Raw genomic sequence first — 17,075 nt, 5'->3', positions numbered from 1 at the left:
AGGTGGGGCCGAATCAGCTTGAGTCAGATGCCAATGTCCTTGGCGATGATCGTCTTCATCACTTCACTCGAACCCGCATAGATTCGGTTGACCCGTGTGTCCGCATACAGACGTGAGATCGGGTATTCACGCATGTAGCCGTATCCGCCGTGTAGTTGCAGGCACTTGTCGATGACGCGGCCGGCCATTTCAGTACAGAAGAGCTTGATCCTCGCGGCGTCCGCGACGGTCAGCTCGCGGATCTCGTCCAGATCGAGTGCTCGGTCGACCGCAGCTTGCGCGGCCGCGACTTCTGCCGAGCATTCTGCCAAGACGAATTTCGTGTTCTGGAACTGAGCCACGGGGGTGCCGAAGACCTCGCGCTCCTTGACGTATGCGGTCGCGAACTCGATTGCTGCGCTCGCATTCGCGTAAGACCCCACGGCGGCGCCGAGTCGTTCCCGGACGAGATTTCGGGTGAGGTAGCCGAACCCGGCACCTTCCTCTCCGAGGAGGTTCTCGATCGGCACGCGGACATCGGTGAACGACAGTTCTGCGGTGTCCTGCGCTCGCAGCCCCAACTTCTCGAGCTTGCGACCGACGCTGAAGCCTTCCGACGTGGTGTCGACGCAGAGAATCGACAGACCAGCGCGGCGGTCCGCATCGCCTGCAGGACTGGTGCGGGCGACCACGAGAATCAAGTCGGCCTGCACTCCGCCGGTGATGAACGTCTTGGATCCGTTGAGCACGTAGTGGCTGCCGTCACCGGACAGTTTCGCAGTTGTCTTGATCCCGGCAAGGTCGGAACCGGCGCCCGGTTCCGTCATCGCGATGGCGGTCATCAGTTCACCGGAGAGGAAACCGGGAAGCCACCGAGCTTTCTGTTCGTCGTTGCCGTACTCGACCAGATAGGGAAGGACGAGGCACGTGTGGACGACGTCGGCGCCGAAAGTGACCCCTGCCCGTGCGGTCTCCTCACGGATCACTGCCTGATACTTGAAGCTCGTCTCCCCGCCGCCGCCGTATTCCTCGGGTAGCTCGATTCCGAATATTCCGAGGTCACCCAACTGTCGATACAGTGACCGGGGAACCATGCCGGCTTCCTCCCATTCTGCGAAGTGTGGGACGACCTCACGGGCGATGAACGTCCGAATCATGTGACGGAACGTATCGTGATCGCTGTTGTAGACGGTTCGTTGCACGTGATTCTCCTTGGGCTCGGTACCCTGAAGTCAGGTGTCCGGTTCTGAGGTGAGGTAAGGTTCTCTAACCAGATGTTGAGAGAAAATTGCGGAATGAGCTGTTGTTTTCCGGCAATAAGTGAATAATAACTCATAGACGTGTGTTTGACGATGCAACACTGGTTGTTCGGAATTCCGGTTTGTTCGGAAATTCCGGTTGTCGCGAAGGAGAGAGTCAGGATGGTCGTACGTCGGCCCCACGACCGCAAGCAGCAGATACTTGCTGCTGCTGGTGAACTTTTCCGTGAGCACGGCTATCACAACGTGTCCGTTGCGCAGGTGGCTGCGGGAGTTGGAATCACGGCGCCTGCCCTGTATCGGCACTTCAAGAACAAGCCGGATCTTCTCTACGCCGCGGTCAACGCGGGCATCGAATCGCTCTACGACCGGGTCGCCGGGTCCGAGGATCTGAAATCGATGATCGCCGAGCTTGCGGTTTCGGTATCTCGTCGTCGAGGGCTCTCGCTGCTGTGGCAACGCGAAGCCCGCTACCTACCCGACGAGCAACGGGAAGAAATGCGCGCGACGCTCAAGAGTGCCGCCGCACGCGATGCTGCGCTGATCCGAACGGAACGCCCCGAACTCGACGAGGAAGACAGCTATCTACTCGCCTGGGCTCTCATCGCTGTCTTCAACAGTGTGTCCTCGCATCGGGTGTCCCTGCCGAGACGTCAGATGGAACTGCTGCTGGCGGAGTTGGCGGAGCGGGCGGTGCATACGGAACTCGGCCACTCCGAGGTGAAGGTGGAGACGCCGACCGGTCACGTTCCGTTGGCGATGCCCAGGCGTGAACTCTTGTTGACCGAAGCAATTCGTCTGTTCGACGAGCGTGGGTACCAGGCGGTCAACACCGAGGACATCGGTGAGGCTGCCGGAACTACGGGCCCCAATGTGTACAACCACTTCGATGCCAAGATCGACCTTCTGATCGCGGCGGTTTCGCGAGGTGGTGAGCGGCGGCGGATCGGTGTTGCGCAGGCGCTCGCTGCCGCATCGGGACCGGAGGATGCGTTGTCCGGATTGCTTGCGGCACATATTGATTTCGCGATCAACGAGCGTCATCTGATCGGACTGTTGATCAGTGAACTCGACCAATTGCCGGACAAGTTCCGCCGCACGTGCGAACAGAATCAGCGTGAGTACGTCGCGTTGTGGGTCAAGATGCTCGACGACGTTCGTCCGGGGCTCGAACCCGCGACGGCCAGAATAACCGTCAATGCCGCATTGACCGTTGTGGAAAACGCGGTGCGTATCGGCCGGCTACGTCGTCGTGACGACCTGCCTGAGCGCCTGTTCGAGATCGGCTCCGCAGTTCTGCTGGGCGGCTAGTCGAGAGAGTAGCCGGGTACTGTTGGCGGACAGTCACATTCAAGATGGTATACATTTTTGTATATGTTTCTTGAGAACCTAGTCGATGAATTCAACTGATCGGAGACGTCCATGCGTTTCGACGCAACAGAACTGACGATCGAGGAACTCGAACTTCAGGCAGAAGTGCGGGAGTACCTCGACGAGCGGCTCACCCCCGGTAGCTACCCGCTCGGACTCGGGATGTCCGGGGCAGTGGATCCGGAGTTCTCGCGAGATCTCGGTAGCCGTGGCTGGCTCGGAATGTCTCTGCCGAAGGAATACGGCGGGGGCGGGCGGTCGGCAGTGGATCGATTGGTCGTCGTGGAAGAACTTCTCGCGCGCGGGGCACCCGTCGGTTATCACTGGATCGGAGACAGACAGTCAGGTCCGAGCATCGCAGCCAACGGCACGGAAGAACAGAAGCGGCACTTCCTGCCAGGTATCGCGAACGGTGAGTTCTCGTTCTCGATCGGAATGAGTGAACCCGACTCGGGTTCGGACCTGGCATCGGTAAGAACTCGCGCCGAATGTGTCGAGGGCGGATGGAAAGTCAACGGAACCAAGATCTGGACCACCGGTGCCTTCCACGCCACACACATACTCGCCCTGCTTCGAACCTCGGCAGACAAGCACAACGGACTCACTCAGCTGATCGTCGATCGCGACAGCGATGGCCTGACCGTCTCACCCATTCCGTTCATCGACGGAAGCGAGGACTTCTGCGAGGTGTCTTTCCAGGACGTTTTCGTGCCGGACTCGCGTCGCCTCGGCGACGTCGGAGCGGGCTGGGGACAAAACACCGGTGAACTCGCACTCGAGCGAGGTGGCGTCGACCGTTGGATGTCGCTGATGCCGGTCCTCGAGAACTGGGCAGCCAACCAGGCGGCGCAGGGCGGCCCCGCGGCCCTGGCCGATCTGGGCTCGATTGCCGCGCGCTGCTGGGCTTTTCGTGGGATGTCGCTGTCCATTGCACGAATGGTCGACGCGGGTCGCTCGCCGGTCACGGAGGCCGCGCTGATCAAGGAAATGGCAACACGCTTCGAACAGGACTGTGTTGCCACCGTGGCACGGCACCTCGGCCGGGCTCCGGACCTTGCATCCGACGACCCGTACGAGTCACTGCTCGCCCGGGCTGTGCTGGTGGCACCGTCGTGGTCGATTCGCGGTGGCACAAACGAAATTCTCCGCACCGTGATCGTGAAAGGGTTGAACCGATGAATTCGGGGTCAGAGATCAACGCGTACACATTCGACGCCGACCTCGAAGCGATGGTCGAGCAATTCTTCGCCGAGAAGTCCGGCACCGAAGTGGTGGCGCAGGCCGAGATCGACGGTCTTCCCAGCGAACTTTGGAACGCAGCAGTGGAACTGGGGTTGCCGCTGGTCGGTCTTCCCGAATCTGTTGGTGGTTCCGGTGGCTCGCTCCTCGACGCCGTGACTGTGCAGCGCGCTGCTGCGAGGCACGCTGCGCCGTTGCCTCTCGCCGAGACTTACCTCGCGGGCAGGCTGGCAGCAGCGGCCGGGCTACCGGTGCCCTCCGGAATCGCAACCGTCGCCCCGGGATCGCAGCGCGACGATGCGCGTCGGATCGGCGACGGCCACGTATCGGGAACCTTTCACGATGTGCCATGGGGGAGCGCAGCATCAGTGCTGGCGGCAGTTCTCGGTGATCGAGTTGTACTTCTGGACATCTCCGATGCCGAGATCGGGTCCGGGACGGATTTCGCAGGGCAACCGCGTCAGAGTCTGACGTTCACCGAAGCGCGCACCGTCGACGGTGACAACCCGGTCGATGCCCGGATTCTCAGTAGACTCGGTGCCTTCTTGCGCTCGGTACAGATGGCAGGAGCCATGGAGTCGGTGTCGACGTTGACCCGTCGCTACGTTTCGGAGCGGGTGCAGTTCGGCAGGCCGATTGCGCAGTTCCAAGCCGTCCAGCAGCACATCGTCACCCTCGCACAGATGGCATCGATGTCCACACTGGCCGTGGATCGCACGGCGCACGCGCTAACCCGTCGCGACGCCGACTTCGAAGTGTGTGCAACCAAATTGGTGGTTTCGCAGAATGCGCTCGCGAGCGTGCGCGCCGCCCACCAGGCACACGGTGCGATCGGCATGACCCGCGAATACCGCTTGCAACAACTCACCCGACGACTGCATGCCTGGCGATCGGAGTTCGGCGACGACATCGCGCTTGCAACGCAACTCGGAAGTGCTGTCGCGACGAGGCCCTCCCTGCCGCGCTTGATCACCGACCCACAACCGACCTTGGAGCTGAAGTCATGACCGATGCCGTGCACGTGGAAATCGACGGACACGTCGGAACCATCGAGTTCTCACGCCCGCCCGCCAACTACTTCGATCAGGAGATTCTGCAGCAGATCGCCGATGCGGCAGCCGGTCTCGTCAACGGTGGAGACATTCGCGCGATAGTTCTCGCCTCGGCGGGCAAACACTTCTGTGCCGGCGCGAACTTCGGTGAGGGTGGACTGGGGCCCGATCGCGCCGACACGGTGCGCGCGATCTACACCGAGGCGTTGCGGCTGTTCGAGATTCCGGTTCCCGTGATTGCGGCAGTGCAGGGATCCGCGGTGGGCGGTGGTCTCGGCCTCGCCTGCGCCGCGGACTTCCGCATCGCCGGGCCGTCGACACGGTTGCACGCGAACTTCGCTGCGTTGGGGTTCCACCAGGGATTCGGCCTCAGCGTCACCTTGCCCCGAATCGTCTCGATGCAGTCTGCAGCGGATCTGCTGTACACGGCGCGGCGGCTGACGGGCGTACAGGCGCACGAACTCGGTTTGGTGGACCGATTGGCCGAAGATGCGAACATTCGGCAAGAGGCACTGGCGTACGCCCACGAAATTGCCTCGAGTGCACCGTTGGCCGTCCGCTCCATGAAGGCGACGTTGCGCGCGGGGCTACGGGACGAGGTTGCCACTGTTCTCGAGCGCGAGTTGGCGGAGCAGGTTGTTCTGTGGGGGACCGAGGACTGCGTCGCCGGCATCGAGGCCAACCTCGCACGAGTGCAACCGCAGTTCAACGCGAGGTGAAGTCGACGCGACCACTATCGTATCCACCGTGAAGGAACCAACCGGTGCGCAACGCTGCCTGCAACAGATCCGGCAGATGATCGTCTCGGGTGAGCTGCTGCCTGGACAGAAAGTCCACCAAAGCGAGCTCGCCGAGCGGTTGAACGTCAGCCGAATTCCGGTCCGTGAGGCACTTTCGACCTTGCAGGCAGAGGGCGTCCTCGAACACAAGTCCAACACTGGGTACACCGTCGCCAGATTCAGCAGCGAAGATCTTTCCGAGCTCTACCTGATGCGACGTCTGCTCGAAACGGAGATCCTGGCGTCGATCGATCTCGGTGGCGTCGACGTCGCCGAGTTGGAACGAATCCAGGAGCACGTCGACCAGGCGGAACCGAGCGAGCAGGGTCCAGAGTTTCAGGAAGCCAACCGCGAGTTCCACTTTCGTCTGTTCTCGTACTCGCCCCTGCAGCGTGTGCTGCAGGAAGTGGATCGGCTCTGGTACATGTCGGACTTCTATCGTGCCCTGTACATCCACGAGCCGTCGTCGCGTCGGAAGGTTTCCGAGGACCACGGCCGGATTCTCCAGGCCGTTCGCGATCAAGATTCGGCCGAACTGATCCGGGCGAGCGACGAACATCGATCTGCTACAGAAGATCTGGTCGTACGAAGGCTGGGTCGCAGTCGACCTCGCTGAGCGAGGACGAAGAGCAAACAGGTGCGCGGTATCCGTCCGGTTCTCGGATACCGCGCACCTGTGGTCGTGGGACGGCCGAACGCTCAGGGCGCCAGAGTGTCGCGAAGTTCGTTCTTACGGATCTTCCCGGTCTGCGTCGACGGTAGCTCGTCGAGTACGTATACCTCGCGTATCTTCTGGTACGGAGCAACCTGCGTGGCAACGTGATCCATGATCTCGGTCGCAATCTGCTCGATGCGATCGACCGACTCCGGGTTGACCACGACGAAGGCCACCGGAATCTCCCCGGCCAGTTGGTCGGGCGCGCCGACCACGGCCGCCTGCAGTACGTCGGGGTGCGTGCACACCAACTCTTCGAGCGGTTGCGGGTAGACGTTGTACCCCTTGTAGATGATCAAGTCCTTGGAGCGGCCGCCGATGAACAGGTTGCCATGCTCGTCACGCCAACCCATGTCTCCGGTATGAAGCCAACCGCCGATGAACTGACCGGCGCTGAGTTCGGGTTCGTTGTGGTATCCGTCGGTGATCTGTGGCCCGCGGGCCCAGATCTGCCCGGTCTCACCCGTAGCCAGGACGGCTTCGGTGACTTCGTCGCGGATCTCGATCTCGGTGTCGGGGAAGGGGAGCCCGACGCTTCCCAACGGAGTGGGGCGTTCGTCGCACGGTGAACCCATGGTCAGACCCATTGTTGCTTCGCTGAGCCCGTACCCTTCGGTGACGAGCGCGTTCGGGAAGACCTCTCGCAGTGTACGGATCGCCGTCGTGTCGAGTGGGGCTGCTCCGGATCCGAGAATCCGAACCGAACCCAGACCGTGCTCACGCAGAGTCCGTGCGCGTAGCAACGCGTAGTACATCGTGGGAGATCCGCCGATGTACGTCACCTGATACTTGTCGACGTCGGCGAGAAATCGGTCCGGATCGAAGCGCGTCCCTAGTATCACCGTGCCACCGAGCAAGGTGGTGAAGTTGTGACTGACCAGACCGAGGCCGTGGAACAGAGGCGCGATCGAAATCGACGCGCCTTCACCCGGAACGATGGAGTAACGCGTGACTGCGCCCTCGATCGGCCGAACGAGAAGTGCCCCGTCGACGAGTTCGGTTCGATGCCCGGAGCGCCAACAGGCGGATTGGAGCACGTTGGCCACGAGATTCCGGTGAAGTACCCGTACGGCCTTGGACTTTCCGGTTGTGCCGCCGGTCAATTGCAGGTGAGCAACAAGGTTGGGATCCACCTGGTAGTCGGCCAATGGTTTCGACGAGGCGAGGTCCGTGATGGAGGTGAGGCCTTCGCAATGGCCTGACTGCGCGCCGACTCCCGGAACCAGTACCAGGATGCGAGGCGGTGCGGACAGTGTGTTGGCCTCGATTGCCGTTGCAGCACAGATAGGATGGGTGAATACGACCTTGGCGTCGACGTCGTCGAGCTGGCGCTTCAATTCGGTCACAGGCTGCGCCGGATTTATCGGAGCTACTGCTGCTCCGGCGCACAGTGCGCCGTAGTACGCGACAATGAACCAGATCGAGTTCGGCATGTGCAGTCCCACTGCGTCACCCGGCTGGACACCACGCTCCCGCAGACCCTGCGCTACGCGCAGCGCTTGATCATGCAATTGCGAGTAGGTCAGTGACGTGTCGCCGTCGACGAGGGCGAGACGTTCGGGGTACGAGCGGGCCGCTCCGGCCAGAATCGCGTCGGCACCGCATTCGGGATATTCCAAGCTGCGTGGCAGTCCGAGCGGCCAACTCGAACTCATGTCAGGGCTCTGAATTTCTGTAGCCGTCATCTCAGATCAGCTCGAGAATCGTGGCATTGGCCATTCCGCCGCCTTCACACATGGACTGCAATCCGTAGTGGATGCCGTTCTCTCTCATGTGATGTACGAGAGTGGTCATCAGACGTGCGCCGGAACCACCGATCGGATGACCCAATGCCATCGCGCCACCGTTTGGGTTCATGCGTTCGTAATCGGCGCCGGTCTCACGGAGCCAGGCCAGCGACACCGAGGCGAAAGCTTCGTTGATCTCGAACGCACCGATGTCACCGATCGAGAGACCGGACTTCGCAAGAGCTTTCGCCGTAGCCGGAATGGGACCCTCGAGCATGGTGACAGGATCCGTACCGGTGACCACCGCGGTGTGAATACGTGCGATGGGTGCCCAACCTCGAGATTTCGCGAACTCGCTGGTGGTCACGAGCAGCGCGGCGGAACCGTCGGAGATCTGCGACGAATTGCCGGCAGTGATCGAGCCGTCTTCGGAGAAAGCAGGTTTGAGCGATCCGAGCTTCTCGAGAGTGCCACCGCGACGCACCCCCTCGTCCTTCTCGAAGACACTGCTGCGGCCGTCGGCGTCGGTCACCGTCACAGCAGTGATCTGATCCTTGAAACGACCTTCGTCGATCGCGGCGGCGGCGCGCTCGTGCGAATCCAGCGCATGCTGATCCAGTTCGGCCCGCGAGATGCCGTACTTTTCGGCAATCATCTGGGCGCCCATACCCTGGTTGAAACGAATACCGTTGTAGCGCTCCCAGACAAGCGGCCCGTGCGGCTCACCGAAACGTGCGTCGGCACGTGCGGAGCCCATCGGTACGGTGCTCATCATCTCGACGCCGCCCGCGATTGCGACATCGTACTGGCCGGAGATCACGCCGGCGGCCGCCTGGTGAACTGCCTGTTGGGACGATCCGCACTGGCGATCGACGGTTACCCCTGGCACATGTTCGGGCCAACCGGCCGCCAGGACCGAAGACCGGGCGATGCACCCGGACTGCATCCCGAGCGTGCCGACGCAACCCCAGATCACGTCGTCCACGAGCGCCGGATCGAGATCGACTCGATCGGCCAAGGCCTCGAGAACATGTGCAGACAGCGAGACTGCATGCATTCGGGAAAGTGCACCGTTTCGTTTACCGACTGCGGTTCGGACGGCGTCGACGACGACTGCGTCACGCATGGGAACTCCTTCGATCGTTCGTGTGACTGGGAAGATCTGGATCCGGTCTCTACAGACCCATGTCCTTGGCGATGATCGTCTTCATGACTTCACTTGTACCGCCGTAGATACGGCTCACCCGAGTGTCTGCGTACAAACGTGCGATCGGGTACTCGAGCATGTAGCCGTATCCGCCGTGTAATTGCAGGCACTTGTCGATGACGCGCGCGGCGACCTCGGTACCGAACAGCTTGATGCGCGCTGCGTCGGCGGCGGTGAGTTCGCCTGAGTCGTCGAGTTCGATGCCTCGATCGGCGAGTGCCTGCGCGGCCTCGACCTCGGCAGAGCACTCCGCGAGAACGAACTTGGTGTTCTGGAACGCCGCGACGGGCTTGCCGAACACCTGGCGTTCCTGGACGTAGGCCTTCGCGAATTCGATTGCAGCCCGGGCAGATGCCACACCACGACTGCCGATCGAGAGGCGCTCTCGCGGCAGGTTCTGCCCCAGGTACGAGAAGCCCTTGTCCTGCTCTCCGAGGAGATCGGCAACCGGAACCTTGACGTCGGTGAACGAAAGTTCGCTGGTGTCACTGGCGCGCAGGCCGAGCTTCTCGAGTTTGCGACCGTATTCGAAGCCGGGTGCGTCGGTGGGAACCACCATCAGGCTCAGCCCGAAGCGTCGATCGTCCTCTGCGGGCGCGGACGTGCGTGCAACCACCACGCACAGTTCGGAATTCACCGCACCGGTGATGAAGGTCTTCGCTCCGTTGAGGATGTAGTGAGTGCCGTCGTCGGAGAGCTTGGCAGTGGTGCGGATGCCGGCCAGATCTGATCCGGTACCGGGCTCGGTCATGGCGATGCACAGCGTCTTCTCACCCGTGGCGATCGAGGGGAGCCAACGCTGCTTCTGCTCTTCGTTCGCCAGACGCAGGAGGTACGGCAGGACGATTCCGGTACTGACCGTGTAGTGGCCGAAGCTGACTGCAGCGCGCGAGGTTTCCTCGTCCATCACGGCCTGGAACTTGTAGCTGATCGTGCCGGTTCCGCCGTATTCCTCGGGGATGTCGAAACCCATGACACCGAGATCGCCGAGTTTGTGGAACAACTCGCGTGGGACGCGGTTGTCGCGTTCCCAGTCTGCGTAGAACGGAGTGACTTCCTTCGCGATGAACGTGCGGATCGTCTCGCGGAAATCCTCGTGCTCCTGGGTGAAGAGGTTGCGCTTCATCTCGTCCTGCTTTCTCGTGGAGGGTTAGTTGACCGCGACGACTGCGGAACCGCGCAGTGTCACGGTGCCGTCGGGCAGCGTCATGGTGAGGTCGAGGTGACCGAGGCCGTCTTCGACCTTGACGACCGTCCCGGTGCACCGTGGCGTCGAGTTCACCGGGGTGATCGCTGAGAACCTGACCGAGAAGGAACGGATGCGCTCCTGCTCGTAGTGATCGGTGAGTAGTCGTCCGAGGTACGCCATGGACAACATGCCGTGGGCGAAGACGTCGGGGATACCAACTGCTGCACAGGCATCCATGTCGATGTGGACGGGATTGTGGTCTCCCGAAGCGCCGGCGTACAGAGCGAGTGCGGTGCGTGTGATCTTCGGGACCGTCAGGTCCAGGATGTCTCCGGTATTCAACTCAGCTCACCTTTTCGTAGAGGGTGACGACTCCGGCACCGCCGAGGCCGAGGTTGTGCTGCAGCGCGAGGGTTGCACCGTCCACCTGACGTGGACCGGCGTCGCCACGAAGCTGCCATACCAACTCTGCGCATTGGGCGAGGCCGGTGGCGCCGAGTGGGTGGCCCTTGGACAGAAGGCCGCCGGACGGGTTGACCACCACTCGTCCGCCGTAGGTGTTGTCGCCGCTGAGGATGAACTGCTCGGCGCCGCCCTCTTCCACGAGTCCGAGAGCTTCGTAGCAGAGCACCTCGTTCACCGTGAAGCAGTCGTGAAGTTCGACGACCTTGATATCGCGGGGGTCGACGCCCGAGGCCTCGTAAACGTTACGAGCGGCCGAGGCGGTGACGTCGTAGCCGACGGCCTTCATCATGCTTCCTTCGTCGAAGGTGCTGGGTAGATCGGAAGTCATCGACTGCGCCTTGATCGCGACGTCTGTACGAAGTCCGTTGGCGCGGGCGAATTCTTCGGTGCAGATGATCGCTGCCGCGGCGCCACACGTGGGTGGGCAGGCCTGATACCGCGTGACGGGTCCGAAGAGCGTCGGCGCTGCCAGCACTTCTTCTTCGGTGAGTTGTGTGCGGAACACCGCGTACGGGTTGTCGGCCGAGTGCTTGCGTGCCTTCACCTGAATCTTGGCGAACGTTTCGGCCTTCATACCGAACTTCTCCATGTATTCCATACCCGCCACACCGAAGTACTGCGCAGCCCGCGGAACTGATGCGTCGATCCCGGCGGCGGCCTCTAGTACCTCGTCGAAGCGACCGAGGGGGCGTGGGCGGTCCGTCCAGGCACCCTTGAGGGCGCCGGGTTGCATCTGTTCGAAGCCGAGCGCCAGAGCACATTCCACCGCGCCGCTCTCGACTGCCTGGCGGGCCAGCCAGAGCGCAGTCGAACCGGTGGCGCAGTTGTTGTTGACGTTGATCACCGGGATGCCGGTCTCGCCGAGGTTGTACAGCGCGCGCTGGCCACTGGTGGAATCGCCGTACACATACCCGACGTAGGCCTGCTGAACCTTCGAGTACTCGAGGCCTGCGTCCTCGAGTGCCGCGGTGGCCGCGCCTGCTCCCATGACGTCGTAGCCGTCGCTCTTACCTGGCTTGGTGAAAGGGATCATGCCGACCCCGGCTACAAATGCTTTACGGCTCATCATTTCTCCGAATGATCGAGGGGAGCGGTATCAGACTCGTCCGCCGTCGACAACCAGGCACTGGCTGTTGACGTAGTCGGATTCCGGTGTGCAGAGCAGGTATACGGCACCCGCGGCTTCCACCGGAGTCGCACCTCGACCGAAGGGGATGGTGGTTGCCATGGCTGCCATGCGGTCGGGATTGACTCCGACACGAATGTCGCGACCGTCGATCGTGATCTTGGTGTCGGAATCGGCTGTCACCTCGGTCATTCGGGTGACGACGAAGCCGAATGCAACCGCGTTGACATTGACCTTGTAGCGGCCCCACTCCTTGGCCAGCGTTTTGGTGAGACCGACGATGCCGGCTTTCGCGCTACCGTAATTGGATTGTCCTGCATTGCCGAAGACACCCGAAGTGGAGGAGATGTTGACGACCTTGCGGTGGTAGTCGGTGGGATTGGCCTTGATGTACGGCTGGGCGGCACGCAGGATCCGGAACGGCGCCTTGAGGTTGACGTCGAGGATGGTGTCCCACTGCTCGTCGGTCATTTTCTGGATCACGCTGTCCCAGGTGTATCCCGCGTTGTTGACGATGACGTCGAGTCCGCCGAATGATTCGACTGCAGTGTTCACGAAGCGTTCGGCGAACCCCTCCTCGGCAACGGAGCCGACGCACGAGACAGCCTGTCCACCTGTGGCTTTGATATCGCGCTCGGTCTGAGCGGCAGGTTCGGGATCGAGGTCGTTGACCACTACCGAGGCGCCTTCGGAAGCGAGCTTGAGAGCGATTTCACGGCCGATCCCGCGTCCCGAGCCAGAGACGATGGCAACTTTGCCGTCGAGTGTTCCCATGATGCGATCCTTTTCGTTTTCAGCTTGCGGCAGTGACTACGCCGATTTCGGCGAGCACTTCGTCGGTGTGTCGGCCGATGACGGGTGCGGGACGCGGGTCGTCGGCCGGTGTATCGGAGTAACGCGGAGCGGGATTCGGTTGGATGTGACCGTCGCCGAGTTTTCCGAATGTCGCTCGGAAGGCATTGTGCGGGTGTACCGCTGCTTCGTCGAAGTTCAATACCGGGGAGACGCAGGCGCCCTGCATGTCGAATGCAGCGTCCCATTCGTCGCGGGTACGGGTCGCGAAGAGATCGGCAAGCCGGTCCGCCATTGCCGTCCATGCTTCTCTGTTGTGCTGCTGTGCGAACAGTGGATCTTCGGTCAGTCCGAGCACTCTCATGGTTGCGGCATAGAACTGTGGCTCCACGCAACCCACCGCCATGAATCCACCGTCGGCGCAACGATAGTTCCGGTAGAAGGGAGCGCCGCCGTCGAACATGTTGGATGCGCGCTCGTCCACCCAGCGATCTCGCGCGAGTAGTCCGTGGATCAATGCCAGCTGCACGGCGGTGCCGTCGGTCATCGCCGCGTCGACCACTTGTCCGCGGCCGTCGATTCGTGCGCGCAACATTGCGGTTGTGATGCCGAGTGCCAGCAGCATTCCGCCACCGCCCATGTCTCCGACCAGATTCAGCGGAACCGGAGGGACCTCCCCGGGGGCTCCCATGGCCCCGAGTGCGCCGGTCAGGGCAATGTAGTTGAGATCGTGGCCCGGTTCCTGTGCCAACGGCCCATTCTGGCCCCACCCGGTCATCCGGCCGTACACGAGCTTCGGGTTCCTGGCGAGGCAGGTGTCCGGGCCGAGCCCCAAACGCTCGGTGACTCCCGGCCGGAAGCCCTCGATTACCGCGTCGGCGGTGTCGATGATCTTCAAGACGGTGTCGACGTCGTGAGGATCCTTGAGATCAAGAGCAACCGAACGCCGGTTGCGATGCAGCACAGGATGTCCGGACTGCTTTCCGGCCTCGGTGCTTCGGTCGATCCGAATCACGTCAGCGCCTTGATCGGCAAGTAGCATGCCGCAGAACGGGCCTGGCCCGATACCGCCGAGTTCGACGACACGAAGGCCGGCGAGCGGACCGCTGGGACTGGCGTCAATCGTCATGGAAATAGACATCTTTCGCTGGTAGGGAGACTAACGCGAGCCGGCATCGACGGTCAGGCACTGCCCACTGACGTAGTCGGTGTCCTGCGTGCAGAGCACGTACACGGCGCCGGCAGCCTCTGCGGGAGTACCCGGGCGACCGAGTGGGTTGGACGTCTTGACTCGTTCCATGACGGCCGCGCTGACACCGGCCTTGATCTTGCGGCCGCCGATCTCGACAAACGAATCGTCGCCGGCAACTGCTTCGGTCATGCGGGTGAGGATGAACCCGTAGGCAACCGCATTGACGTTGACCTTGTAGCGTCCCCATTCCTTGGCGAGAGTCTTTGTCAGTCCGACGATTCCGGCCTTAGCGGCTGCGTAGTTGGACTGTCCGGGGTTTCCGTAGAGGCCGGCCACCGAGGAGACGTTGACGACCTTGCGGTGGTAGTCGGTGGGGTTGGCCTTGATGTACGGCTGGGCGGCCCGAAGAATACGGAAAGGTGCCTTGAGGTGGACGTCGAGAATGGTGTCCCACTGCTCGTCGGTCATCTTCTGGATGACGGTGTCCCAGGTGAATCCCGCGTTGTTGACGATGATGTCGAGTCCGTCGAACGCATCGATCGCGGTGCCGACGAAACGCTCGGCGAAATCGGCGTCCGTCACGGATCCGACGCAGGCGATTGCGTGTCCGCCTGCAGCCTTGATGTCTTCGACCGTTTCGTGGGCCGGTTCGGGATCGAGGTCGTTGACCACTACGGATGCGCCTTCGGAAGCGAGGCGGAGTGCGATGTCGCGACCGATTCCGCGGCCGGAACCGGAGACGATGGCGACCTTGCCGTCGAGAGTGCCCATGTTCGATGTCCTTGCAGTCTAGGTGGAATGAGTGTCGTCAAGCTCGAGGATCACGGATGACCGTGGTGGAGCGGAGGGTCGCAATCGGTTGCCCCTCGCGTGTCACCTCGGTGGTACGGACCAGAAACTGCAGTGCACCAGCCTTTTTCGCGTAGCAATCCGTGACCGAAGTGGAGAAAAGGAGAGTGTCACCTGCATACGCGGTCTTCAGGTAGGTGAACTCCTGCTCGCCGTGCAGGATCGTCCGGATGTCGATTCCGAGATCCGCGTAGAAGGTGGAGGGATTCGGTCGCTCCATGTCGAGGCAGAACAAGAACGTCGGTGGGACAGGGATGTCGCGGTGTCCGGCCTGTTCGGCGGCGCTCCGGTCGGTGTAGATCGGGTCGTCCTGTCCGGTGGCGCGGGCAAAGAAGGCGAGTCGCCCGCGCTCGACCTCCACCGAGTGCTCGGGAATTCGGGTGCCGATGACCCCGGCGTCGAGGCTGGTCATGACAAACTCCTCGGAATCTGGGCGAAAGTGTCCGCCATCTGATGAATGAGTTTCGAATCGCGGTTAGCGCATATTCACTTTGACCCAGATATGTGCAGTTGTCAAGGAGTCTGAGAACCTAATCCGAGTGATGGGTGATTCCCGAGCCTGGTGGAGAGGACAGACTAGTCCGACGTGGCGGCCAGGGCACGCAGATCGCGTTTGAGTACCTTGCCGGCACCGTTGACCGGCAACGCATCGACGAACTGGAAGGAGCGAGGAACCTTGTACCCGGCGATGAGTGTCTTCACATGCGCGCGCAATGCGTCGACGTCGACGTTCGAATCCGCTCGAAGGACGACCACGGCATGTACGCGTTCGCCCCACTGGGAATCGGGTAGGCCGATGACAGAGCACGCTGCCACGGATTCATGTCGAGCCAAGGCGTTTTCGACCTCGGTGGAGTAGACGTTCTCGCCTCCGGTGACGATCATGTCCTTGATGCGATCGACGATGAACAGGTAACCGCGCTCGTCGAGGTATCCCGCATCGCCCGTGTGCATCCAGCCGTCGCGTAGTACCTCGGCGGTCTCGATCGGTTTGTTCCAGTATCCGAGCATGATGTGGCTGCCGAACGTGACGATTTCGCCTACCTCACCCGGAGGCAGTTCCGTGCCTGCCGGATCGACGATCCGGACCTCGCAGTGCGGGAGAATGCGACCGGCGCTACGGAGCAACTCGCCGCCTTCCAGATGATCAGCGGGGCTGAGAACACTGATGTGGGCGGTCTCCGTCATCCCGTAGCCCTGCGCGAAGGCGCTGTTGGGGAACATCTGCATGACTTGCCCCAGAAGCGTCGGAGAAATGGGGGAGGCGCCGTACCTCAGGACTCGAACACTGGTCAGATCGTAGGAAGCCGTGTCCTCGTGCGAGATCAACATCTGAAGCATCGTCGGGACCAGGCCGACGGTCGTCGGCCGATGGCGGTCAACTGCTTCGAGGAATATGCCCGGACTGAATCTCGACAGGAAGACCTGAGTGCCACCCATCAGCGACTGGGCCAGCCACCCGACGATCCCAGCGATGTGGAACAGAGGGTTGACCGCTAGGTTCACTCCACCACTGACAGCGACATTTCCTGCGGCGAGTGTGCCCAAGGCAGAGGTGATCAGCGATCGATGGCTGACCATCACACCTTTCGGTACGCCCGTCGTACCACCGGTGTACAGCAGGAGTGCCAGGGTGTCGCCGCCGACGCGTAGATCGGCGACAGGTACCGATTCCGAGATCACCCGTTCGTAGTCGAGCATTCCCTCGGGGGCCTGTCCTTCGCCGCAGTAGATCACAGTCGCCAGACTTGGGCACGATTCGCGGAGGGCGCTCGCGGCGGGAGCGAAGTTGTCGTCGACCAGCAGGAAGGTCGAGCCGGAATCCTCGAGTGCGTAAGTGATTTCCGCTGGGCTCCAACGGGTGTTGACGGGACTCGCCACCGCTCCCGACCACCAACAGGCGACGAGCGCCTCGTGGTACCAGTCGGAATTCAATGCCAGAATCGCGACGCGATCGCCGGGTTGCAGGCCCATCGCCTGCAACCCGCCCGCCAGCTTCGTGATTCGTTCGACCGATTGTCGGCAGCTTCGGACTCGATCTCCGAACACTGTCATCGGGGTTTCCGGGGCTGCTCGCATGGATCGGTGAACGAATTGAGTCAGTTGCATGTGCTTCCTCCAAGGAGTCCGGGGC

16 protein-coding genes are annotated in these 17,075 nt (G+C 62.0%); 5 read left to right on the top strand and 11 right to left on the bottom strand.

The window, feature by feature from the left end:
* Positions 1-23: 23 nt before the first annotated feature.
* The gene (locus tag FEZ59_RS09495) at positions 24-1,181 is read right to left on the bottom strand and encodes an acyl-CoA dehydrogenase family protein (protein ID WP_060938042.1); all 1,158 of its coding nucleotides are present in this window, start codon (positions 1,179-1,181) and stop codon (positions 24-26) included.
* 219 nt (positions 1,182-1,400) lie between these two features.
* Here FEZ59_RS09495 and FEZ59_RS09490 point away from each other — a divergent pair, with 219 nt between their 5' ends.
* The 5 genes from FEZ59_RS09490 to FEZ59_RS09470 all read left to right on the top strand — a co-directional run bounded on the left by FEZ59_RS09490 (position 1,401) and on the right by FEZ59_RS09470 (position 6,295).
* The gene (locus FEZ59_RS09490; protein ID WP_242459767.1) at positions 1,401-2,549 is read left to right on the top strand and encodes a TetR/AcrR family transcriptional regulator; all 1,149 of its coding nucleotides are present in this window, start codon (positions 1,401-1,403) and stop codon (positions 2,547-2,549) included.
* A gap of 111 nt (positions 2,550-2,660) precedes the next feature.
* A complete protein-coding gene (locus FEZ59_RS09485) occupies positions 2,661-3,788 on the top strand; it encodes an acyl-CoA dehydrogenase family protein (RefSeq protein WP_046379231.1) in 1,128 nt (375 codons plus the stop codon).
* On the top strand, positions 3,785-4,855 hold the full coding sequence (locus tag FEZ59_RS09480) for an acyl-CoA dehydrogenase (RefSeq protein WP_020909014.1): 1,071 nt from the start codon (positions 3,785-3,787) through the stop codon (positions 4,853-4,855). Before FEZ59_RS09485 ends, FEZ59_RS09480 begins: the two co-directional genes overlap by 4 nt.
* The gene (locus FEZ59_RS09475) at positions 4,852-5,619 is read left to right on the top strand and encodes an enoyl-CoA hydratase/isomerase family protein (RefSeq protein ID WP_070386426.1); all 768 of its coding nucleotides are present in this window, start codon (positions 4,852-4,854) and stop codon (positions 5,617-5,619) included. Before FEZ59_RS09480 ends, FEZ59_RS09475 begins: the two co-directional genes overlap by 4 nt.
* Positions 5,620-5,647: 28 nt before the next feature.
* Positions 5,648-6,295: a GntR family transcriptional regulator gene (locus FEZ59_RS09470; protein ID WP_172932572.1), complete on the top strand. Its 648-nt coding sequence runs from the start codon at positions 5,648-5,650 to the stop codon at positions 6,293-6,295.
* Positions 6,296-6,378: 83 nt separating this feature from the next.
* Here FEZ59_RS09470 and FEZ59_RS09465 read toward each other — a convergent pair whose 3' ends face one another.
* From FEZ59_RS09465 to FEZ59_RS09420, 10 genes are all read right to left on the bottom strand, one after another.
* Positions 6,379-8,049, bottom strand: a complete 1,671-nt coding sequence (locus FEZ59_RS09465) for a class I adenylate-forming enzyme family protein (protein WP_134999071.1) — start codon at positions 8,047-8,049, stop codon at positions 6,379-6,381.
* Between the two features lie 31 nt (positions 8,050-8,080).
* The gene (locus tag FEZ59_RS09460; protein ID WP_172932571.1) at positions 8,081-9,247 is read right to left on the bottom strand and encodes a thiolase family protein; all 1,167 of its coding nucleotides are present in this window, start codon (positions 9,245-9,247) and stop codon (positions 8,081-8,083) included.
* Between the two features lie 49 nt (positions 9,248-9,296).
* Positions 9,297-10,454, bottom strand: coding sequence for an acyl-CoA dehydrogenase family protein (locus FEZ59_RS09455; protein WP_020909009.1), 1,158 nt, complete (start codon positions 10,452-10,454; stop codon positions 9,297-9,299).
* Positions 10,455-10,478: 24 nt separating this feature from the next.
* On the bottom strand, positions 10,479-10,859 hold the full coding sequence (locus FEZ59_RS09450) for a MaoC/PaaZ C-terminal domain-containing protein (protein ID WP_042952859.1): 381 nt from the start codon (positions 10,857-10,859) through the stop codon (positions 10,479-10,481).
* A 1-nt stretch (position 10,860) separates the two neighbouring features.
* Positions 10,861-12,048, bottom strand: coding sequence for a lipid-transfer protein (locus FEZ59_RS09445; protein ID WP_172932570.1), 1,188 nt, complete (start codon positions 12,046-12,048; stop codon positions 10,861-10,863).
* Positions 12,049-12,078: 30 nt separating this feature from the next.
* Positions 12,079-12,882 (bottom strand): SDR family oxidoreductase, encoded by an 804-nt coding sequence (locus FEZ59_RS09440; RefSeq protein ID WP_020909006.1) that lies wholly within the window; start codon positions 12,880-12,882, stop codon positions 12,079-12,081.
* Between the two features lie 19 nt (positions 12,883-12,901).
* The gene (locus FEZ59_RS09435) at positions 12,902-14,029 is read right to left on the bottom strand and encodes a CaiB/BaiF CoA-transferase family protein (RefSeq protein WP_019745172.1); all 1,128 of its coding nucleotides are present in this window, start codon (positions 14,027-14,029) and stop codon (positions 12,902-12,904) included.
* Between the two features lie 30 nt (positions 14,030-14,059).
* Positions 14,060-14,863, bottom strand: coding sequence for an SDR family oxidoreductase (locus FEZ59_RS09430; protein ID WP_019745171.1), 804 nt, complete (start codon positions 14,861-14,863; stop codon positions 14,060-14,062).
* A 37-nt stretch (positions 14,864-14,900) separates the two neighbouring features.
* Positions 14,901-15,353 (bottom strand): MaoC family dehydratase N-terminal domain-containing protein, encoded by a 453-nt coding sequence (locus FEZ59_RS09425; protein ID WP_020970684.1) that lies wholly within the window; start codon positions 15,351-15,353, stop codon positions 14,901-14,903.
* 164 nt (positions 15,354-15,517) lie between these two features.
* Positions 15,518-17,050 carry a long-chain fatty acid--CoA ligase gene (locus FEZ59_RS09420; RefSeq protein ID WP_020970683.1) on the bottom strand — a complete coding sequence of 511 codons (1,533 nt, stop codon included), beginning with the start codon at positions 17,048-17,050 and terminating at the stop codon, positions 15,518-15,520.
* Between the last annotated feature and the right edge of the window lie 25 nt (positions 17,051-17,075).

The sequence above is a fragment of the Rhodococcus sp. MS13 genome, assembly GCF_013277835.1.
Taxonomy (GTDB): domain Bacteria; phylum Actinomycetota; class Actinomycetes; order Mycobacteriales; family Mycobacteriaceae; genus Rhodococcus_F; species Rhodococcus_F erythropolis.
This window is presented reverse-complemented; position numbering and strand designations above follow the sequence as displayed.